At 67.3% G+C, this 19,369-nt stretch carries 19 protein-coding genes; 13 read left to right on the forward strand and 6 right to left on the reverse strand.

Going from position 1 to position 19,369, the window contains the following annotated elements; all coding sequences use genetic code 11:
- Positions 1-28: 28 nt before the first annotated feature.
- Positions 29-460 carry a DUF1489 family protein gene (locus KB874_RS19600; RefSeq protein WP_212538265.1) on the forward strand — a complete coding sequence of 144 codons (432 nt, stop codon included), beginning with the start codon at positions 29-31 and terminating at the stop codon, positions 458-460.
- Positions 461-469: 9 nt separating this feature from the next.
- Here KB874_RS19600 and KB874_RS19605 read toward each other — a convergent pair whose 3' ends face one another.
- Positions 470-961: a YdcF family protein gene (locus KB874_RS19605; protein WP_212538266.1), complete on the reverse strand. Its 492-nt coding sequence runs from the start codon at positions 959-961 to the stop codon at positions 470-472.
- A gap of 103 nt (positions 962-1,064) precedes the next feature.
- Between KB874_RS19605 and yghU the strand changes: the two genes are divergently transcribed.
- Positions 1,065-1,928: a glutathione-dependent disulfide-bond oxidoreductase gene (gene yghU, locus KB874_RS19610; RefSeq protein ID WP_212538267.1), complete on the forward strand. Its 864-nt coding sequence runs from the start codon at positions 1,065-1,067 to the stop codon at positions 1,926-1,928.
- 100 nt (positions 1,929-2,028) lie between these two features.
- A complete protein-coding gene (locus KB874_RS19615; protein WP_212538268.1) occupies positions 2,029-3,357 on the forward strand; it encodes an ABC1 kinase family protein in 1,329 nt (442 codons plus the stop codon).
- Here KB874_RS19615 and truA read toward each other — a convergent pair.
- The gene (truA, locus tag KB874_RS19620) at positions 3,333-4,100 is read right to left on the reverse strand and encodes a tRNA pseudouridine(38-40) synthase TruA (protein WP_212538269.1); all 768 of its coding nucleotides are present in this window, start codon (positions 4,098-4,100) and stop codon (positions 3,333-3,335) included. The genes KB874_RS19615 and truA overlap by 25 nt on opposite strands.
- Positions 4,101-4,213: 113 nt before the next feature.
- Here truA and KB874_RS19625 point away from each other — a divergent pair, with 113 nt between their 5' ends.
- The 5 genes from KB874_RS19625 (at position 4,214) to KB874_RS19645 (ending at position 10,672) form a co-directional block, all read left to right on the forward strand.
- Entirely contained in the window at positions 4,214-5,641 is a 1,428-nt protein-coding gene (locus tag KB874_RS19625) for a YcjX family GTP-binding protein (RefSeq protein WP_212538270.1), read from the forward strand.
- Positions 5,638-6,108 carry a GNAT family N-acetyltransferase gene (locus tag KB874_RS19630; protein ID WP_212538271.1) on the forward strand — a complete coding sequence of 157 codons (471 nt, stop codon included), beginning with the start codon at positions 5,638-5,640 and terminating at the stop codon, positions 6,106-6,108. Before KB874_RS19625 ends, KB874_RS19630 begins: the two co-directional genes overlap by 4 nt.
- Complete coding sequence (locus KB874_RS19635; RefSeq protein WP_212538272.1) at positions 6,101-7,108, forward strand: YcjF family protein; 1,008 nt, start codon at positions 6,101-6,103, stop codon at positions 7,106-7,108. The genes KB874_RS19630 and KB874_RS19635 overlap by 8 nt, the downstream gene beginning before the upstream one ends.
- Positions 7,109-7,295: 187 nt before the next feature.
- Positions 7,296-10,328 carry an isoleucine--tRNA ligase gene (ileS, locus tag KB874_RS19640; protein ID WP_212538273.1) on the forward strand — a complete coding sequence of 1,011 codons (3,033 nt, stop codon included), beginning with the start codon at positions 7,296-7,298 and terminating at the stop codon, positions 10,326-10,328.
- A gap of 98 nt (positions 10,329-10,426) precedes the next feature.
- Positions 10,427-10,672 (forward strand): DUF3253 domain-containing protein, encoded by a 246-nt coding sequence (locus KB874_RS19645; RefSeq protein ID WP_212538274.1) that lies wholly within the window; start codon positions 10,427-10,429, stop codon positions 10,670-10,672.
- Between the two features lie 3 nt (positions 10,673-10,675).
- Here the strand turns inward: KB874_RS19645 and smpB are convergent, their stop codons facing one another.
- Positions 10,676-11,149: an SsrA-binding protein SmpB gene (gene smpB / locus KB874_RS19650; RefSeq protein WP_212538275.1), complete on the reverse strand. Its 474-nt coding sequence runs from the start codon at positions 11,147-11,149 to the stop codon at positions 10,676-10,678.
- Positions 11,150-11,226: 77 nt separating this feature from the next.
- A complete protein-coding gene (gene uraH / locus KB874_RS19655; RefSeq protein WP_212538276.1) occupies positions 11,227-11,586 on the reverse strand; it encodes a hydroxyisourate hydrolase in 360 nt (119 codons plus the stop codon).
- Between the two features lie 144 nt (positions 11,587-11,730).
- Here uraH and puuE point away from each other — a divergent pair, with 144 nt between their 5' ends.
- The 4 genes from puuE to KB874_RS19675 all read left to right on the forward strand — a co-directional run bounded on the left by puuE (position 11,731) and on the right by KB874_RS19675 (position 16,032).
- Positions 11,731-13,143 carry an allantoinase PuuE gene (gene puuE, locus KB874_RS19660; protein WP_212538277.1) on the forward strand — a complete coding sequence of 471 codons (1,413 nt, stop codon included), beginning with the start codon at positions 11,731-11,733 and terminating at the stop codon, positions 13,141-13,143.
- The gene (locus tag KB874_RS19665) at positions 13,140-13,979 is read left to right on the forward strand and encodes a bifunctional allantoicase/(S)-ureidoglycine aminohydrolase (protein ID WP_346346577.1); all 840 of its coding nucleotides are present in this window, start codon (positions 13,140-13,142) and stop codon (positions 13,977-13,979) included. Before puuE ends, KB874_RS19665 begins: the two co-directional genes overlap by 4 nt.
- Positions 13,980-14,067: 88 nt before the next feature.
- The gene (locus KB874_RS19670; protein WP_212538278.1) at positions 14,068-14,553 is read left to right on the forward strand and encodes an ureidoglycolate lyase; all 486 of its coding nucleotides are present in this window, start codon (positions 14,068-14,070) and stop codon (positions 14,551-14,553) included.
- 60 nt (positions 14,554-14,613) lie between these two features.
- Positions 14,614-16,032 (forward strand): uracil-xanthine permease family protein, encoded by a 1,419-nt coding sequence (locus KB874_RS19675; protein ID WP_212538279.1) that lies wholly within the window; start codon positions 14,614-14,616, stop codon positions 16,030-16,032.
- 52 nt (positions 16,033-16,084) lie between these two features.
- Here the strand turns inward: KB874_RS19675 and KB874_RS19680 are convergent, their stop codons facing one another.
- A complete protein-coding gene (locus tag KB874_RS19680) occupies positions 16,085-18,046 on the reverse strand; it encodes a lytic transglycosylase domain-containing protein (protein WP_212538280.1) in 1,962 nt (653 codons plus the stop codon).
- Between the two features lie 132 nt (positions 18,047-18,178).
- Here KB874_RS19680 and dapA point away from each other — a divergent pair, with 132 nt between their 5' ends.
- On the forward strand, positions 18,179-19,054 hold the full coding sequence (gene dapA, locus KB874_RS19685; RefSeq protein WP_212538281.1) for a 4-hydroxy-tetrahydrodipicolinate synthase: 876 nt from the start codon (positions 18,179-18,181) through the stop codon (positions 19,052-19,054).
- A gap of 60 nt (positions 19,055-19,114) precedes the next feature.
- On the opposite strand, the gene KB874_RS19690 is transcribed toward dapA, so the two are convergent.
- Complete coding sequence (locus KB874_RS19690; RefSeq protein WP_212538282.1) at positions 19,115-19,318, reverse strand: hypothetical protein; 204 nt, start codon at positions 19,316-19,318, stop codon at positions 19,115-19,117.
- Between the last annotated feature and the right edge of the window lie 51 nt (positions 19,319-19,369).

Consider the following 19,369-nt stretch of genomic DNA (forward strand, 5'->3'; position numbering starts at 1 on the left):
TATCGTGCTCGCAACCGGGGGGTATGCCATGACCGCACAGGTCCATCTGCTCAAGCTCAGCGTCGGCACGGAAAGCGTCGAGGATCTAACCGACTGGCAGATCGGCTACGCGAAACGCTTTGCCGACGGGATGCCCCGCCACATCACCCGCATGTGGCCGAAACGCGAGGCCGAAATCCTGAACGGCGGCTCGATCTACTGGGTCATCAAGGGGCTGGTGCAGTGCCGCCAGCGCATCGCACGCCTCGACCGCGTGACCGGAGAAGACGGGATCGACCGCTGCGCCATCGTGCTGGAACCGGGCCTGATCCGCACTGCGACCGTGCCGAAACGCCCCTTCCAGGGCTGGCGCTATCTGCCGATTGGGGATGCCCCGCCCGACCTGCCCCCGCATCGCCAGAACGAGGATGCGCTGCCACCCGCCCTGGCCGGCGCGCTGGCCGAGATCGGGGTCCTGTAACGGCGCGACCTAGCGGCCCTTTCCCGCGATCCAGTAACCGGCATAGGCGACGCTCTCGCGCAGTGTGGCGCGGAGAACATAGCCCGGGTTAGCCCCGCGCAGCGGCACCGGGGCGAGGCCTGCGTGCAGCCCCTGCCGTCGCGCCACCAGCCGCGCGCGCGGCCCGTGCCACAGGTCGGTGACGATCAGCACCCGCCCCGCCGCCAGGTGGCGGATCAGCGGCGCGGAAAGAAGGATGTTCTCCTCGGTGCTGCGCGCGGCCTCCTCCAGGTGCAGAACCTCGTCGGGCACGCCCCCGGCCCGGCAGATCTCGCGGATCACCGCCGCCTCGCTGGGCAGGTCCGGCAGGCGCACGCCGCCGCTGGCCAGAACGGCGCCAACCCGGCCCGCGTGGAACAGCCGGGCCGCGTGCTCTGCCCTTCGGCGCAGCGTGACAGAGGGCGTGCCGTCCGGCCGGACCATGGCGCCGAGCACAAGGGCGACGGGAAGGGACTCGTTCATGCGATTCTCCTACCGTGCGCCAGTGCGCAGGTCACTGCGTTTCCACGCGCTGGCAATTGGCGGCGAAATGGTTAGGTATTTCCGCAAGACAAAGGAGTGCGCGATGACCGAAGCCTATACCCCCCCGAAAGTCTGGACCTGGGACAAGGAAAACGGCGGCACGTTCGCCTCTACGAACCGGCCCATCGCCGGGGCGACCCATGACAAGGTTCTGCCGGTGGGCAAGCATCCCTTCCAGCTTTACAGCCTCGCCACGCCGAACGGCATCAAGGTGACGCTGATGTTCGAGGAACTGCTGGCGGCGGGTTTTGACGCCGAATACGACGCCTGGCTGATCCGCATCGGCGATGGCGACCAGTTCGGATCGGGCTTTGTCCAGCTGAACCCGAATTCCAAGATCCCCGCCCTGCTGGACCGCTCGGGCGACAAGCCCGTGCGCGTGTTCGAGTCCGGCGCGATCCTGCTGCACCTCGCGGAAAAGTTCGGCGCCTTCCTGGGCAAGCCCGAGGATCGGCCCGAAATGCTGTCCTGGCTGATTTGGCAGATGGGCAGCGCGCCTTACCTGGGTGGCGGCTTCGGCCATTTCTACGCCTATGCGCCGGAACCGATGGAGTATCCGATCAACCGCTTCGCGATGGAGGTAAAGCGACAGCTGGACGTGCTGGACCGGGCGCTGGCCGACCGGCGCTTCATCACCGGCGAGGACTATACCATTGCCGACATGGCGATCTGGCCCTGGTATGGCGGGCTGGTCATGGGCTGGCAGTATGACGCGGCGGAGTTCCTCGACGTCAAGAGCTATGCCAACGTGGTCCGGTGGGCCGAAGAGATCTGGGCCCGCCCGCAGGCCAAGCGGGGCCGGATGGTAAACCGTCTGCGCGGCGAACCCAGCGAGCAGTTGTGGGAACGGCACGACGCCTCGGATTTCGAGACCCGGACGCAGGACAAGCTGAAGGCGGCGGAGTAAGGGGGCTCTGCCCCCGCCGCCTTCGGCGCCTCCCCCGGAGTTTATCGGGCAAGATGAAGTTGCCCCTCGCCGTTCCGGATGCCTGCCCTAGCTGTCGCGCATGAGCGACGATTGGACAGGCGATGGCGTGGCGGTGCCCTCGGGCCGCTGGGCGCGGGCGGCGCGTATGGGCGGCGTGGGCGCGGGAATCCTGGGCGCGATGGCCAGCGGCGGGGCGAAGGCGCTGCTGTCCGGCACGCGGCCTGATCCGCGCGCGCTGCTGCTGACGCCGGGCAATGCGCGGCGGCTGGCCGACGGGCTGGCGCAGATGCGCGGCGCGGCGATGAAGATGGGCCAGCTTCTGTCGATGGAGGCGGGCGATGTTCTTCCGCCCGAACTGGCCTCCGTTCTGGCACGGTTGCGCGATGACGCGCATGTGATGCCGCCGGCACAGTTGAAGCAGGTGCTTCAGGCCGAGTATGGCCGGGATTTCCTGCGGCGCTTCAGGCGGTTCGATCCGCGCCCCGTGGCGGCGGCATCGATCGGACAGGTGCACCGGGCGGCGGCGCCGGACGGGCGGGTTCTGGCGCTGAAGGTGCAATATCCCGGTGTGCGCGCGGCGATCGACGCCGATGTGGACAATCTTGGGTCACTGCTGCGGGTTTCGGGGCTGCTGCCAAAGGGCGTGCCCCTTGGCCCCCTGCTGGACGAGGCGCGGCGGCAGTTGCACGAGGAGGCGGATTACGCCCGCGAAGCGAACCAACTGGCGCAGTTCGGCGCGCTGATCGACGATCCCGGCCTGACCCTGCCCGGCGTGCAGCGGGACTTCTGCACGGCGAATATCCTGGCCATGGATTTCGTGGAAAGCGCGCGGATCGAGACGATTGACGAGGCCGACCAAGCGACGCGCGATGCGGTGGCGACACGGCTTTTCGCATTGATGCTGCGCGAGGTCTTCGACTGGCGGCGGGTGCAGACCGACCCGAATTTCGCCAATTACCGCTGGCAACCGGATTCTGGCCGTGTCGTTCTGCTGGATTTCGGCGCGGCGCGGGAGTTCCCGCAGGTCTTCGTCGACGGTTTGCGCGCTCTTCTGGGCCATGCGCTGGCGGGTGACGGAGACGCTGTTCTCGGCCGCTTGCAAGAGATGCGGATCGTGCCGGGCGACGCCCCCGAGGGCCAGATGCGCATCTTGCGCGGCATGATCGCGTTGGCGCTGGAGACCTTCTCGCAGGACCGGATCGACTTTGCCGACACACGGTTCCTGTCAGCCATGCGCGAGGCGGGGATGCAACTGGGTATGCAGGAGAATTTCCGCCACATCCCTCCGTGGGACGTGCTGTACCTGCAACGCAAGCTGGCGGGGCTGGTGCTGCTGGCCACAAGGCTGCGGGCGAGGATCGCGATGCGAGACCTTGCGGTTTCTTACGCGAACGGATCCTCGGGGTAGCCCACGCCTATCAAGTAAAGCCCGTCGGGCGGGCAGACCGGCCCGCAGGCGGCACGGTCACGCGCCGCGAGCGCGTCGCGCACGGCCTCCGGTTCCCAGGATCCCGCACCGACCCGTTCCAGCGTGCCGACGATCGAGCGCACCTGGTTGTGCAGGAAGCTGCGGGCGCGAAGGTGGAAGTGGACTTCTGGTCCGGACGGCATCTCGACCGCCTCGATGCGGATCTCGTCCAGCGTCTTGACCGGCGATTTCGCCTGGCAGAGAGTCGAGCGGAAGGTGGAGAAATCGTGCAGGCCAACCAGGTGCGCAGCAGCTGCCCTCATGCGGTCCACATCCAGCGCATGGTTCACCCGCCAGACCTGCCCCGCCTCCAGCGTCGCAGGCGCACGACGCATCAGCAGACGGAACAGGTAGCGCCGTTCGACTGCCGAGAACCGCGCGTGCCAGTCGTCGGAAACCCGGGCGCAGGCGCGGATCGCCACCGGGTGCGGTTTCAGGTGGTGGTTCAGCGCCTCGGACAGGCGGAACGGCTCCCACGCCTTGTTCATGTCGCATTGCGCAACCTGCCCGCGCGCATGGACGCCCGCATCGGTGCGCCCGGCAGCGGCGATGGTGTGTTCGCGCGGCTCGAGCCTCGCCAGCGCCGCCTCGATGGCGCCCTGCACCGATGGCCGGTCGGCCTGGCGCTGCCAACCGGCGAAGGGCTGGCCATCGTATTCGACAAGAAGGGCATAGCGGGGCATGGACGCGGATGTAGCCGGTGACGCAGGGGCCGTCCAGAGCCGCGGCTTTCGCGCCCTTTCGCTTTGCCATCCCGGTGCCTATCTTGCCCTGCAAGGAAACGAGGGGACGGGTTTTGGTCTTTCAGACGATTGCCGACACGCTGGCGCGGGGCGTCGAGACGGTCACCGGGACGGTGTCCGAGACGTTCTTCGAGCCGACGGTGCGGCTGGGCGTCACGGGCCTGTCGCGCTCGGGCAAGACGGTTTTCATTTCTGCTTTGGTCGCGAATCTGCTCGACCGGGGGCGGATGCCGCAGCTGCTGGCGCAGTCCGAGGGGCGAATCCTGTCGGCCTTTCTGCAACCGCAACCCGACGACACGATCCCGCGTTTCGACTACGAGACGCACCTGGGTGCCCTGACCTCGCGCGAGCCGCGTTGGCCCGACAGCACACGCGCCGTGTCGGAACTGCGCCTGTCTCTGAAGGTGCGCCCCTCGGGGCTGTTGTCCGGGTTGCAGGGGCCGCGGGTGATTCACCTCGATATCATCGATTATCCCGGCGAATGGCTGCTGGATCTGGGTCTGCTGGACAAGACCTATGCCCAGTGGTCCGCCGACATGCTGACCCGGATGGAGTTGCGCCCTCAGGGTCCCGAGTTCATCGCCCGCGCACGCGCCGAGGATGCGAACGCCCCGCTGGACGAGGGCCGCGCCCGCGCCCTGGCCGAGGCCTATACGCAGGCGTTGAACGCCGCCCGCGCGGCGGGGTTTTCCGATTGCTCGCCGGGGCGCTTCCTGCTGCCCGGCGAACTGGCGGGCAGCCCGGTGCTGACCTTTGCGCCGCTGCCGCCGTCCAAGGACGCGCCGCGCCGGTCGCTCTGGCGCGAGATGGACCGACGGTTCGAGGCCTACAAGGCGCAGGTGGTCAAACCGTTCTTCCGCGATCACTTTGCCCGGATCGACCGGCAGGTGGTGCTGGTGGATGCGCTGGGGGCGATCCATGCCGGGCCGCGCGCGGTCGAGGACATGCGCCGCACGCTGGCCGATATCCTGACCGCCTTCAGACCCGGCGGGAACGCGTTCCTGACGCAGCTGTTCCTTGGCAAGCGGGTGGAAAAGATCCTGTTCGCCGCGACCAAGGCCGACCACCTGCATCACAGCCAGCACCCCCGCTTGACCGCCATCATGGAGGCGCTGACCCGCGAGGCGCGGGAACGCGCCCGCTTTGCCGGGGCCGAGACGGCGGCGATGGCCATCGCCAGCTTGCGCGCCACGACCGAACAGACGATCGATCATGGTGGGCGAAGCCTCGATTGCGTCAGCGGCACGCTCTTGCAGGACGATGGCACGCGTGGGCGGCAAGCGGCCTTCTATCCCGGCGCCCTGCCCGAGGATCCGGCGCATCTGCTGGGACCGGCGCGAGACGGCGCCGAGACATGGCTGGACCAGGATTACAGGATCATGCGCTTTGCCCCCGCCCGTCTGACGCTGAAACCCGGCGAAGGCCCGCCGCACATCCGGCTGGACCGGGCCGCGCAGTTCCTGTTCGGAGATCGGCTGTGAGCCTCCGCCTGCGACCCGCCCGCAGCACCGACGCGGGCAAGCTGGGCGCGATGATCGGCGATGCTGTCGCGGCGCGCGACTGGAAGCCGCGCCTGCATACGGCGGCGCAGGACATCGCCCATGCTGGCCAGATGATCGAGCGCGGCTGGGTGACGGTGGCCGAGATTGACGACGCGGTGGTGGGGTTCCTCGCCCGCGAGGGCGGTTTCGTGCACGCGCTGTTCGTGTCGGATGACGCGCAGGGGCGCGGCGTGGGCGCGGCGCTGCTGGCGGCGGCCAAGGACGAGGCGATGGACCTGACGCTCTGGACCTTCCAGGCGAACCTCGGCGCGCGGCGCTTCTACGCCCGCGAGGGGTTCGTCGAGATTGCGCGTGGCGATGGGCGCGGCAATGACGAGCGGCTGCCGGATGTGCAGCTGTACTGGACGCGCGCGGGCGCAAAGGCGAAGGAGGCGGCGCATGGCTGACAAGGATCGTGACGGCCCCGTTCTGATCGAACTGGAGGGCGATGCCCCCTCGCCCGCCGAGGCGCCCCCGGTGCCCGACCTGGCCGAGGCGGAAACCCCGCGCGGCCAGGCGATGGCGACGGCTGCGGCGCTTGCGGCACGGCGACCGTCACGGCTCGCGCGCTGGTTCTGGCAATTGCTGCTGGCGCTGCTGGGGACGATCGTCTCGCTGGCGGCATGGAACTACGCGACCGCGCTGATTGCCGCCAACCCGCTGCTGGGCTGGGCGGTGACGGCGCTGATCGTGGCCTTTGTCGTCGTGGCGCTGGCCATCGCGGTCAAGGAGCTTGCCGCCTTTGCCCGCCTCTCGCGCATCGACGCGCTGCACCACGCCGCCGCCGAAGCCCGCGCCGCCGAGGACCTGATGGCCGCCCGCAAGGTCGTGGACGGGCTGACTCGGATGTATTCGGGCCGCGAGGACACGCGCTGGGGCCGCCAGACCCTGAAGGACCGCCAAGGCGACGTCTTCGACGCAGGCGCGGCGCTGGACCTTGCCGAACGGTCGCTGCTGGCGCCGCTGGACCAGGCGGCGAGCCGCGAGGTCGAGGCGGCGGCGCGGCAGGTCGCCACGATCACCGCGCTGGTGCCGCTGGCGCTGGCCGACGTGGTCGGCGCGCTGACCGCCAACCTACGGATGATCCGCCGCATCGCGGAAATCTACGGTGGCCGCTCGGGCACACTGGGCGCCTGGCGGCTGACCCGCGCCGTCATGTCCCACCTGGTCGCCACGGGCGCGGTCGCGGTGGGCGACGACATGCTGGAACCGGTGCTGGGCGGCGGCCTGCTGGGCAAGCTATCGCGCCGTTTCGGCGAGGGGCTGGTGAACGGCGCGCTGACCGCCCGCGTTGGCGTCGCCGCGATGGAGGTCTGCCGCCCGCTGCCCTTCATCGCCGAGAAACGACCGACCGCCCGCGCCATCGTGCGCCGGGCGCTGGCCGGCCTGTTCCAGAGCGACGGCTGAGCGCGCCCGCGGCCTCTGGACGCCCGTGCGGGCCGTGCCTATAAGGCGGCCATGATGAACCGGCACTCGATCATCATTCGAATTACATGCCCGGCGCTCTGAACAGGGTCGCCGGGACAAGGCGTATGGACTACCGCGCCGCCTTCTCATCCAGACATCATCACGACATGACCCGAGGACGCCCGAGATGTGCGCCGACACGCCCGAATACAAAGACACTCTGAACCTGCCGCAGACGGATTTTCCGATGCGCGCGGGCCTGCCCAACCGCGAACCCGGCTGGCTGGACCGTTGGGAGAAGATCGGCATCTACGACCGCCTGCGCGACAAGGCGACGGCCAGCCCCCGCCCGGCCTTCACGCTGCATGACGGCCCTCCCTATGCCAACGGTCACTTGCATATCGGCCACGCGCTGAACAAGATCCTCAAGGACATGGTGGTGCGCTCCCAGCAGATGATGGGACACGATGCCCGCTACATCCCCGGCTGGGACTGCCACGGCCTGCCGATCGAGTGGAAGATCGAGGAACAGTATCGCGCCAAGGGCCAGAACAAGGACGAGGTCGACGTGGTCGACTTCCGGCAGGAATGCCGCAAGTTCGCCGAGGGCTGGATCGACGTCCAGCGCGAGGAGTTCAAGCGCCTCGGCATCACCGGGACGTGGGACAAGCCCTATCTCACGATGGATTTCCGCGCCGAGCGGATCATCGCGGAGGAGTTCCAGAAGTTCCTGATGACAGGTGTGCTGTATCAGGGCTCGAAGCCGGTGATGTGGTCGCCGGTGGAAAAGACCGCGCTGGCCGAGGCCGAGATCGAGTATCACGACCACAAGAGCCATACGATCTGGGTGCCGTTCAGCGTGGTTGAGATAAAGCTGCCCGACCGCTTCGCTGATGTTCCCGGATATGATCCGGGCGAAATGGCGTATGAGCGCGCGATCCAGATGCAGCACTCCGACCAAGTGCGGGCAAAGGATCTTGAAGGCTGCAAGGTCGTGATCTGGACGACGACTCCGTGGACGATCCCTTCGAACAAGGCGGTCGCCTACAACCCCGAGATATCCTACGGCCTCTACGAGGTCACGGGCCGCCCCGAGGAATGCTGGGCGCGGATCGGCGACCGTTACGTGCTGGCCGACAAGCTGGCAGGCGACGTGCTGTCCAAGGCGCGGCTGGAGGACGGCATGTATCGCCGCCTGCGCGACGTCTCTGCCGAAGAACTGGGCACGCTGACGCTGGCGCATCCCTTCCGTGGTCTCGACGGCGCGGATGGCTTCTGGGACTACGACGTGCCGATGATCGACGGCGACCATGTCACCGACGACGCCGGCACCGGCTTTGTCCACACCGCGCCCAGCCACGGGCAGGAGGACTATGACGCCTTCGTCAAGCGCGGCTGGATGGACCGCATGACGCACAACGTGGGCGAGGAATCGGAATTCCTGCCGCATGTGCCCTTCTTCGCCGGACTCAAGGTGCTGGATCACAAGGGCAAGGAAGGCAAGGCCAACACCGCCGTCATCGACAAGCTCGTCGAGGTGGGCGGGTTGCTGGCACGCGGGCGGATGACGCATTCCTACCCGCATTCGTGGCGCTCCAAGGCCCCGGTGATCTATCGCAACACGCCGCAATGGTTCGCCGCCATCGACCGCGCCGTGGGCGACGGGCAGGACACCTATGGCCAGACGATCCGCAGCCGCGCGCTGACCTCCATCGACCAGCTGGTGAAATGGACGCCGCAGACCGGGCGCAACCGGCTTTATTCGATGATCGAGGCGCGGCCCGACTGGGTTCTGTCGCGCCAGCGGGCCTGGGGCGTGCCGCTGACCTGCTTCACCAAGAAGGGCGCGCTGCCGACCGACCCGGATTTCCTGCTGCGCGATCCCAAGGTCAACGAGCGCATCAACGCTGCCTTCGAGGCCGAAGGCGCGGACGCCTGGTATAAACCCGGCGCCAAGGAACGCTTCCTCGGCAACGATTACGACCCCGCCGAGTGGGACCAGGTCTTCGACATCCTCGACGTGTGGTTCGACTCCGGCTCGACGCACGCCTTCGTTCTCCGCGACCGCGAGGACGGCTCGGCCGACGGCATCGCTGACCTCTACCTCGAAGGCACCGATCAGCACCGGGGCTGGTTCCACTCGTCCATGCTGCAGGCCTGCGGCACGATCGGCCGCGCGCCTTATCGTGGCGTGCTGACCCACGGCTTCACGCTGGACGAGAAGGGCAACAAGATGTCCAAGTCGCTCGGCAACACCGTGGCGCCCGAGGAGGTCGTCAAGCAATACGGCGCCGATATCCTGCGGCTCTGGGTGGCGCAGTCGGATTATACCGCCGACCTGCGGATCGGGCCCGAGATCCTGAAGGGCGTCGCCGACAGCTATCGCCGGCTGCGCAACACGATGCGCTACATGCTGGGGGCTCTGGCGCCCTATTCGGATGCCGAGCGGGTCGAGCCCGCCGACATGCCGGAGCTGGAACGCTGGGTGCTGCACCGGCTGGCCGAGCTCGATACCGTCGTGCGCAAGGGCTATGCCGAATACAACTTCCAGGGCGTGTTCCAGCAGCTGTTCAACTTCTGCACGGTGGACCTGTCGGCCTTCTACTTCGACATTCGCAAGGACGCGCTTTACTGCGACGGCGACACGTTGCGCCGCCGCTCCGCGCGCACCGTTCTCGACATCCTGTTCCACCGGCTGACCACCTGGCTCGCCCCCATCCTCGTCTTCACGATGGAAGAGGTCTGGCTGGAACGGTTCCCGGGCGACGACTCGTCGGTGCATCTCGTCGACATCCCCGAGACGCCGAAAGACTGGCTGGACGAACCGCTGGCGGCCAAGTGGGCGATGGTCCGCCGCGCCCGCCGGGTGGTGACCGCCGCGCTCGAAGTACAGCGCGTGGACAAGGTCATCGGCGCCAGCCTCGAGGCCGCGCCGGTGGTTTACATAGAAGACAAAGCGCTGTTTGAAGCGCTGCGTAGCCACGACTTTAGTCTGCAATCTGATGTCGATTTTGCTGACATCTGCATTACTTCGGATCTCACAGTAACGAATAAACCCATGCCGAACGAGGCGTTCCGCCTGCCCGAGGTCGAGGGCGTCGGCGTAGTGTTCGAGAAAGCAGAGGGCGAGAAGTGCCAGCGCTGCTGGAAGATCCTGCCCGACGTGGGCACGCATGCGCATCCCGGCACCTGCAAGCGCTGCGACTCGGCGCTGTCCTGACACATGGCATGGGCGGGGTGTAACCCCGCCCTACGTGCCGTCGCGCCGAAGGCAGGCCAATTCGCCAGACAGCGCAGTCTGTCGCCGTGAGCCACCCGATGCCGACACCCGACGACACAACCATCGCCGCCTGCCTCATGGCGCTGGCCGCAGAACGCGGATCGGCAAGGAGTTTCTGCCCGTCCGAAGCGGCACGACGGCTTGCAACCGACTGGCGCCCCTTGATGCCCGAGATCCGGCGAGTCGCCGCAACCCTGCCGCTGCGCGCCACGCAAAAGGGTGCTCCGGTCGACCCGTTGACCGCACGGGGCCCGATCCGCCTGTCGCTGGACGAAACCGACTGACCGTCAGCTCTGCTTAAGCAGGCGTTCCTTCTGGCGGTCCCAATCGCGCTTTGCCTCGGTCTGGCGCTTGTCGACGGTCTTCTTGCCCTTGGCCACGCCGATCTTCAGCTTGGCGATACCCTTGTGGTTGAAATACAGCACCAGCGGAACCAGCGTCATGCCTTTGCGCTGCGTCTCGTTCCAGAGCCGCGCGAGTTCCTTCTTGGATGCCAGCAACTTGCGCCGGCGGCGTTCCTCGTGGCTGAACATCGCACGGTCATAGGGCGAGATATAGCTGTTCACCAGCCACAACTCGCCATCCTTCACCTCGGCATAGCTTTCGGCGATGTTGGCACCACCCTCGCGCAGCGCCTTGACCTCGGACCCCATGAGGATGATCCCGCATTCGAGATCGCTCTCGATGGCATAATCGAACCGCGCCCGGCGGTTCTCCGAGATCACCTTGTAGTTCGGGTCGGTCTTGGGTTTCTTGGCCATGGACGGCAGAGATAGGCCCTGCGCGTGCCACTGTCCATATCCCGCCGCCACGCTTGGGGCCGGGTTTCACCCCGTCGTCAACTGCCGCGATAGGTCGAATAGCCGTAGGGCGACAGCAGCAGCGGCACATGGTAATGTGCCTCCGGGTCGGCCATGCCGAAGCGGATCGGCACCTGGTCGAGGAATAGCGGGTCGGCCCCCGCAAGCCCCGCCGCGCGCAGGTAGTCGCCGCAGAAGAACACCAGTTCATAGGTTCCGGGCGCGAACTTGTCCTTGGGCAGGATCGGCGTGTCGGTGCGGCCGTCGGCATTGGTCAGGGTCTCGGCGATCTTGCGGTGCGAATTGCCGCTGACCTTGTAGAGCGCGATGGCGATGCCCTCGGCCGGGCAGCCCCGCGCGGTGTCCAGAACATGGGTGGTCAGGTATCCGTCGGCCATGAATGCGCTCCCTTTTGCGGCAGTCTACCGCAATTCGCGCTGTATCCGAGCCGATCCTTGTCAGAAAGTCTTTCAGAAATTTCCGGAAAATGGGATCGGGATTTTCAGGATATACCTGTGGATCAACAGCAACCGGAGCATCCCGTGAACCGCTACCCCCGCGACATGATCGGCCACGGCCCCGACCGCCCCGACGCCGCCTGGCCCGGCGGCGCCAAGGTCGTCGTGCAATTCGTCCTCAACTACGAGGAAGGCGGCGAGAACTGCCTGCTGCATGGCGATGGCGGGTCCGAGGGGTTCCTGTCGGACATTCCGGGCGCCGCGCCTTGGCCGGGCGAGCGGCACTGGAACATGGAATCGATCTATGAATACGGCGCGCGGGCCGGGTTCTGGCGGCTGCACCGCCTGTTCACCGGCGCCGCGATCCCCGTCACGATCTACGGCGTCGCCACCGCGCTGGCCCGCAACCCCGAACAGGTCGAGGCGATGCAGACGGCGGGCTGGGAAATCGCCAGTCATGGCCTGAAATGGGTCGAACACCGCGCCATGCCCGAGGACGAGGAGCGCGCCCAGATCCTCGAGGCGATCCGCCTGCACACCGAGGTCACCGGAGAACCGCCGCGCGGCTGGTATACCGGGCGCTGTTCGATGAACACCGTCCGCCTCGTCGCGGAAACCGGCGTCATGGCCTATATCTCCGACACCTACGATGACGACCTGCCCTACTGGCGGCATATCAGTGGGCGGGATCAACTGATCATCCCATACACGCTCGAAGCCAACGACATGCGGTTCGCCGGTGCACCGGGCTGGGTGACGGGGCAGGATTTCGGCCAATACCTGTGTGATGCCTTCGACACGCTTTACGCCGAGGGCGCGGCGGGCAAGCCCGCCATGATGAGCGTCGGGCTGCATTGTCGCCTGATCGGCCGCCCGGGCAAGATCGCCGGGCTGAAGCGCTTTCTCGACCACATCGCCGCGCATGACGGCGTCTGGACTCCGACGCGGCTTCAGATCGCCGAGCACTGGGCCGCGACCCACCCGCCTGTCCAGCGCGAGCGACCCTCCGAGATGGACCGCGAAACCTTTGTCACCCGGTTCGGCGGCGTGTTCGAGCATTCTCCCTGGATCGCCGAGCGCGCCTGGGCACTGGAACTCGGCCCTGCCCATGATCGCCCCGCCGGGTTGCACAACGCTCTCGCGCGGATGTTCCGCAGCGCCAGCCGCGACGAACGCCTCGCCGTGCTCAAGGCCCACCCGGACCTTGCCGGCAAACTCGCCGCCGCCAAGCGCCTGACGGCGGACAGCAGCGCCGAACAGGCCAGCGCGGGCCTCGATGCGCTGACCGATGCCGAACGCGCCCGCTTTACCGAACTCAACGACGCCTACGTTGCGCGGCACGGCTTCCCCTTCATCATCGCGGTCCGCGACCACGACAAGGCCGGCATCCTGGGCGCCTTCGAGAACCGCATCGCAAACGACACTGACACCGAATTCGCCACTGCCTGCAAACAGGTAGAGCGGATCGCCCGCCTGAGACTGGAGGACATGCTGTGAAAGACCTGATCGAGCGCATCGGCGCCACCTACGCCTTCCCGCCCGGCGGCATGCCCGCCCCCGACGAGAACCCCGAGGGCACGGCCGTCTTCACCACGGCCTATGCCGTGCTGCCCGCCAGGACCATGCGGGACATCGTGACCTCCTACCTGCCCGGCTGGCGCGACACGCGGTTCTGGGTCATCGCCCGCCCGCTGACCGGCTTTGCCGAGACCTTTGCGCAATACGCGGTCGAGGTCGAACCGCATGGCGGATCGGACGCGCCCGAACCCGACGATCAGGCGCAGGCCGTCCTCTTCGTCACCGAAGGCGAGATGGATCTCATCATCGACGGGCTCAGCCACACGCTGACTGCGGGCGGCTATGCCTATATTCCCGCCGGGACCACGTGGCAGGTGCTGAACCCCGGTCACGCGCCGCTGAAATTCCACTGGATCCGCAAGCGCTGGCAGCCCGCCGCCGGGATCGACAGGCCAGACGCCTTCGTCACCACGGAAAAGGCGCAGCCGGTCCGCTGGATGCCCGGCACCGACAAGTGGGGCACGACCCGCTTCGTCGATCCCGCTGACCTGCGCCATGACTGCCACGTCAATATCGTGACCTTCCTGCCCGGCGGGCAAATCCCGTTCGCGGAAACGCACGTGATGGAACACGGCCTTTACGTGCTGCAGGGCACCGCGCGCTACCTGCTCAACAAAGACTGGGTCGAGGTCGGCCCGGGCGACTTCATGTGGCTGCGCGCCTTCTGCCCGCAGGCCTGCATCGCCACCGGGGACGAGCCCTTCCGCTACCTCCTTTACAAGGACGTGAACCGCCATGTGGGGCTGAGCTTGTGACCGGTCCTCTGCTTCACCTTGCCCGAAAAACTCCGGGGGGGGCGCCGCAGGCGCGGGGGGCAGAGCCCCCCTGCGAGGGAGCCCGCCCATGACCACGCTCATGGCACAGCCACTGAGCGCCGCGGCCTTCACCCCCTTCGGCGAGTTGCTCGAGATCACCGGACAGCCGGATCGGCTCATCAACCAGGGCCTTTGCGGCCGGTATCACGACCGGGCCAAGCTCGATTTCGGGCCCGGCGGTCGCGCGGGCATCAGCCTGTTCGATGCACAGCCGCGCGCCCTGCCCTACACGCTCGACATGGTCGAACGGCATCCCGAGGGCAGCCAGGCCTTTATCCCGATGCATCGCAACCCGTGGCTGGTGATCGTGGCCGAGCCCGGCGACATCCCCGGTCCGATCCACGCCTTCATCGCTGCGCCGGGGCAGGCGATCAACCTGCATCGCGGCACATGGCACGGCGTTCTCACGCCGCTGCATGCGCCCGGCCTTTTCGCCGTTGTTGACCGGATCGGCGAAACCGCAAACCTTCAGGAGCACTGGCTCGATTTGCCCATCCTGATCATCGGGGAGTGATCCCCGCCGCCGCGCCCCGGGGAGGAGAGGGGCGCGGCACCTGACCCAAGGGAGAGAGACATGGCCCATTCCACCGGCCTCGGCACGCCCGCACAGCTGGCCGACCCGAATTACACGCCACCGCTGGCAAAGGCGGTGCCGCTGGGCATCCAGCACGTTCTGGCGATGTTCGTCTCGAACGTGACGCCAGCAATCATCGTCTGCGGCGCGGCGGGGTTCGGCTTTGGCTCGAACTCGCCCGACTTTCCGCAGATGATCTACATGATCCAGATGTCGATGTTCTTCGCCGGCATCGCCACGCTGTTCCAGACCATCGGAGTCGGTCCGGTGGGCGCGCGTCTGCCGATCGTGCAGGGAACAAGCTTTGCCTTCATCCCGATCATGATCCCGCTGGTGGCGGGCAAGGGGGTGGACGCCATCGCCGTGCTGATGGGCGGTATCCTGGTGGGCGGCCTGTTCCACGCGACGCTCGGCCTGTTCATCGGGCGACTGCGCTTTGCCCTGCCGCCGCTGGTCACGGGCCTTGTCGTCACGATGATCGGCCTCGCGCTGGTCAAGGTCGGCGTCCAGTATGCGGCGGGCGGCGTTCCGGCCATCGGCACGCCGGATTACGGCAGCCTGATGAACTGGACGATGGCGGGCACGGTGATCCTGGTAACGCTGGCGCTGAAATTCTTCGCCCGTGGCATGATCTCGGTCTCGGCGGTGCTGATCGGCCTGCTGGCCGGCTATGGCGTGGCGCTGATGATGGGGCAGGTCAGCTTTGCCAGCGTCGGCCGCGCCGCACCCTTCGCGCTGCCCGATCCACTGCATTTCGGGCTGGAATTCTCGGTCGCGGCCATCGTGGGCTTCTGCCTGATGGGCATCGTTTCGGCGGTGGAAACCGTGGGCGACGTGTCGGGCATCTGCAAGGGTGGCGCGGGCCGCGAGGCAACCGACAAGGAGATCCAGGGCGCGACATTCGCCGACGGTCTGGGCACCGCGGTCTCTGGCCTGTTCGGCGCATTGCCCAACACCTCGTTCAGCCAGAACGTCGGCCTGATCGCGATGACCGGCGTCATGAGCCGCCATGTCGTCACCATCGGCGGGCTGTTCCTGATCCTTTGCGGGCTGATGCCCAAGGTCGGCGCGATCATCTCGACCGTCCCGATCGAGGTGCTGGGCGGCGGCGTGATCGTCATGTTCGGCATGGTCGTCGCCGCAGGCATCTCGATGCTGTCGGACGTCACGTGGAACCGCCGCAACATGGTGATCTTCGCCATCGCGCTCAGCCTCGGCCTTGGCCTGCAACTGGAGCCCGAGGCCCTGCAACACCTGCCCCAGACGCTGAAGGTCCTGGCCACCAGCGGCATCCTGCCCGCCGCGGCCATCGCCATCGTGCTGAACCTGATCCTGCCCGAGGAACTGGCCGCCGAAGCGACCGAGGAAATCAGCGGCAGCCTGTCAGGCCAGGGCAAGGGGTCCATGCCCGGCGAATGAGCCCGCCTGACACGACCAGGGGGCGCCCCGCGGGGCGCCCTTTTTCATGCCGTCATTCACCTTCGACGGGCCGCCGTTTCAGCGTCGATCCAACCAGCTCGCGCGAGAATGGCACCGGATGCGGGTCGAGGCCCAGGCGCGCGCGGTAGACCGGCAGCGACTCGGTCACGCGCATCACGTAGTTGCGGGTCTCGTCGAAGGGGATGAACTCGATCCAGTCCACCACGTCGACACGCCCCCCGCGCGGATCGCCGAAGCGGTCTATCCATTGCGCCGGGCGCGACGGCCCGGCGTTGTAGCCCGCCGCCATCATCACCGCGTTGCCGCCGAACCGATCCGCCAGGTCGGCCAGGTAAGCCGCGCCGAGGATCGAGTTGTATTCCGGGTCGCTCAGCAACCGCTCGGAATCGTAGGGCAACCCCAGCCAGCCCGACACGTCTTTTGCCGTGCCGGGCATCAGCTGCATGAAGCCGCGCGCGCCAGCATGGCTGATGACCTTCGGATCGAACTCCGATTCGCGCCGTGCGATGGACAGGACCAGCTCGCGCGGCACGGGATACTCTGTCGCGGCGATGACCGGGTGCAACGCGAAGTAGGGCCCGGGCAGTTCATACCCGTCCTGCGCCGCGCGTTTGCCCAGCATGACCTGGATATGCGGCCGCTCAAGGTCGGCCAGCATCATGCCCAGCTGGCCGATCTGCGTCCGGTCCAACGACTCGGCCAGGTGGGTGAAGAAGCGTTCCGCCAGCATGTTCTCGCCCGCCGCCAGCAACAGGCGCCCGGCGGCAAAGACGCTGGATTTCGTAAAGGATGCATCCTGCCAGTCGGGGAAGCTTTCGGTCCCCGAAAGGGTCGGATCGGGAGAAAAGCCGCCCCGCTCCGCCGCGAGCAACCCGTAGAAGGTCGTCTGGTAGCGCGCACCCAGGGCATAGCCCTCTTTCGCCGCCGCTTCCTGGCCCAGCGCCTCTTGCGCCCGGCCGATCCAGTATCCGGCGCGGCCCAGCGAGATCGGCGTGAAGACCGAGTCGCGGAACGCTTCGAAATGCGCCAGCGCCAAGTCGGGCCGGTCGAGGAACCGCAAGGCGAGATAGCCCGACAGCCATTCCAGGTCGGCGAAATCCTCGCCCTCGACCAGATAATGGGTCGAGGCGATGCGATAGGCCTCGATCACCTCGCCGTCGCGCATCCGGTCGCGCGCAAGGTTGCGGCGGGCGCGGGCCCAGGCCCAGGGCTCTCCCAGGGCGGCGGCACCGGTTGAGCGTTCCAGCAGCAGCACGATGGCGTCGGCGTCGCGCCGCTTGGACACCCGCCAGCGAAAGCGCTCATAGGCCAGGCCGGGATGGTCGGCCAGCGCGGCGGGAATCCTTTCGATCAGGGTGTCGACCCCGGCCTCTTCTCCGCGCAGCGCCATCCGTGCCTCGGCCAGCGCGCGCCAGCCGTCGTCGACCAGCGGCAGCATGGAGGTCGCATTCGACCGCCAGCCGTTCCACAGCGCCATGTCCAGCCGGGCGACATGATGCGGGCGCAGCACCTCGCCCCAGCGTTCGCGAAAGGCGCGTTGCTCGTCAGAGGTCAACGCCAGCGTGCGCCAGGCCAGCACCATCGTCGCCTGCGCCGCACCGGTTTCGCCCGCCCTGGCCAGCGCATCGGCCAGCGCCAGCGCGCCAGTCCCGGTCTGCGGCAGGCTATCGGCAAAGTATTCGCGGATCGTCTCGGGCGGGGCCGCGGACATCGCGGCCTCTGACTTTTCCCGCAGGTAGGGCATCCCCGGCCAGTCGGGATTGCGCGAGACAAAGGCCATGACCTCGTCCGCGTCGCCCTGGCCTGCGCGCAGCAGATGCCACAGGACTACGTCGGTCGCCACCGGTCCATCCGTCCGGGCCGCCAGCCGCGCCTCGGCCCAGTTGCCGGTCCGCACCGCATCCATCGCGCGGGCCAGCCCCTCGCCCGCCGCCGCGACCTGCGTGGCGAACAACAGCAGGGCTGCGAGGGAACAGGCGAGGACGCGCGACATGATCTTGCAATTTCTTTCGTGACCGGGGATAGACGCGCCCTGAGGATATAGACCCACCGCCCCGCATCAATTCACAATCGCGGGCGTTGGCGGAAATCCCCGTGAGCCCGGAACCAAGCAAAGGAGCGTGTCATGCTGAAGGGATCAATGCCTGCCCTGGTCACGCCGTTCAAGGACGGCGCGGTGGATTTCGCTACGCTCAAACGCCTGGTCGAGTGGCACATCGCCGAGGGCAGCCACGGCCTGGTGCCGGTGGGCACCACGGGCGAAAGCCCGACCCTGAGCCATGAAGAGCACGAGCAGGTCATCGAGGCGGTGGTCGAGGCGGCCGCCGGCCGCGTGCCGGTGATCGCGGGAGCGGGCAGCAACAACACGGTCGAGGCGATGCGCTTCATGCAGCATGCCGAACGCGTTGGGGCCACCGCCGCGCTGGTCGTGACGCCCTATTACAACAAGCCGACCCAGGCCGGGCTGATCGCGCATTTCACCATGCTGCACGATTGCTGCACCCTGCCGATCATCATCTACAACATCCCCGGCCGCTCGGCGGTGGACATGTTGCCCGCGACGATGGGTGAACTGGCGAAATTGCCGCGCATCATCGGGGTCAAGGATGCGACCGGCGATCTGGCGCGGGTCTGCGCCCAGCGCATCACCTGCGGGCCGGATTTCCTCCAGATCTCGGGCGAGGACGCGACGGCGCATGGCTTCAACGCGCAGGGTGGGACTGGCTGCATCTCGGTCACGGCAAACGTGGCGCCGCGGCTGTGCTCCGAACTGCAGGAGGCCTGCCTCGCCGGCGATTATGCCAAGGCGCTGACGCTGCAAGACCGGCTGATGCCGCTGCATCACGCCATCTTCACGGAACCCGGCCTGTGCGGCGCGAAATACGCCATGGCGCGGCTGGGCCTGTGCGCCGAGGAGGTTCGCCCACCGCTGCTGCCGCTGACCCAGCCAACGCGGGACAAGGTGGACGCGGCGCTGCGCCATGCGGGCCTGCTGAACTGAGTTTCGCATGTACGGGACGAAGCGGGCCGAAAGGCCCGCTTTTTCATGTCCAGTGTGCCGTCAGAGCCATTGGGCCAGCTTGGTGATACCGATCGCCAGCGCCAGGGCCAGGCCGCAGAACACCGCGCCCGCTCGCCGTTCCGGCAGCGTCAGGATCGGCCCGACAGCCACCGCCCGAACCGAGGCGAAGGCCACGAAACACCATGCCAGGGCCGCGTAGAAATACAGTATTGTCTCGATCAGCATCCAGAACACGAGCAGCATCCTCAAAGTCTGGTCTGAGAATGATGGCGAACCGTTAACGGATATTGAAGA

This window comes from Thetidibacter halocola (assembly GCF_018224955.1).
Lineage (GTDB): Bacteria > Pseudomonadota > Alphaproteobacteria > Rhodobacterales > Rhodobacteraceae > Thetidibacter > Thetidibacter halocola.

What these genes read in the sequence shown, in the direction of transcription:
- KB874_RS19600 (WP_212538265.1), top strand. Translation starts at nt 29, where the DNA reads ATGACCGCACAGGTCCATCTGCTCAAGCTCAGCGTCGGCACGGAAAGC.
- KB874_RS19670 (WP_212538278.1), top strand. Translation starts at nt 14,068, where the DNA reads ATGACCACGCTCATGGCACAGCCACTGAGCGCCGCGGCCTTCACCCCC.
- KB874_RS19680 (WP_212538280.1), bottom strand. Translation starts at nt 18,046, where the DNA reads ATGTCGCGCGTCCTCGCCTGTTCCCTCGCAGCCCTGCTGTTGTTCGCC.
- smpB (WP_212538275.1), bottom strand. Translation starts at nt 11,149, where the DNA reads ATGGCCAAGAAACCCAAGACCGACCCGAACTACAAGGTGATCTCGGAG.
- KB874_RS19675 (WP_212538279.1), top strand. Translation starts at nt 14,614, where the DNA reads ATGGCCCATTCCACCGGCCTCGGCACGCCCGCACAGCTGGCCGACCCG.
- ileS (WP_212538273.1), top strand. Translation starts at nt 7,296, where the DNA reads ATGTGCGCCGACACGCCCGAATACAAAGACACTCTGAACCTGCCGCAG.
- uraH (WP_212538276.1), bottom strand. Translation starts at nt 11,586, where the DNA reads ATGGCCGACGGATACCTGACCACCCATGTTCTGGACACCGCGCGGGGC.
- yghU (WP_212538267.1), top strand. Translation starts at nt 1,065, where the DNA reads ATGACCGAAGCCTATACCCCCCCGAAAGTCTGGACCTGGGACAAGGAA.
- dapA (WP_212538281.1), top strand. Translation starts at nt 18,179, where the DNA reads ATGCTGAAGGGATCAATGCCTGCCCTGGTCACGCCGTTCAAGGACGGC.
- KB874_RS19615 (WP_212538268.1), top strand. Translation starts at nt 2,029, where the DNA reads ATGAGCGACGATTGGACAGGCGATGGCGTGGCGGTGCCCTCGGGCCGC.
- KB874_RS19635 (WP_212538272.1), top strand. Translation starts at nt 6,101, where the DNA reads ATGGCTGACAAGGATCGTGACGGCCCCGTTCTGATCGAACTGGAGGGC.
- KB874_RS19605 (WP_212538266.1), bottom strand. Translation starts at nt 961, where the DNA reads ATGAACGAGTCCCTTCCCGTCGCCCTTGTGCTCGGCGCCATGGTCCGG.
- KB874_RS19645 (WP_212538274.1), top strand. Translation starts at nt 10,427, where the DNA reads ATGCCGACACCCGACGACACAACCATCGCCGCCTGCCTCATGGCGCTG.
- truA (WP_212538269.1), bottom strand. Translation starts at nt 4,100, where the DNA reads ATGCCCCGCTATGCCCTTCTTGTCGAATACGATGGCCAGCCCTTCGCC.
- KB874_RS19690 (WP_212538282.1), bottom strand. Translation starts at nt 19,318, where the DNA reads ATGCTGCTCGTGTTCTGGATGCTGATCGAGACAATACTGTATTTCTAC.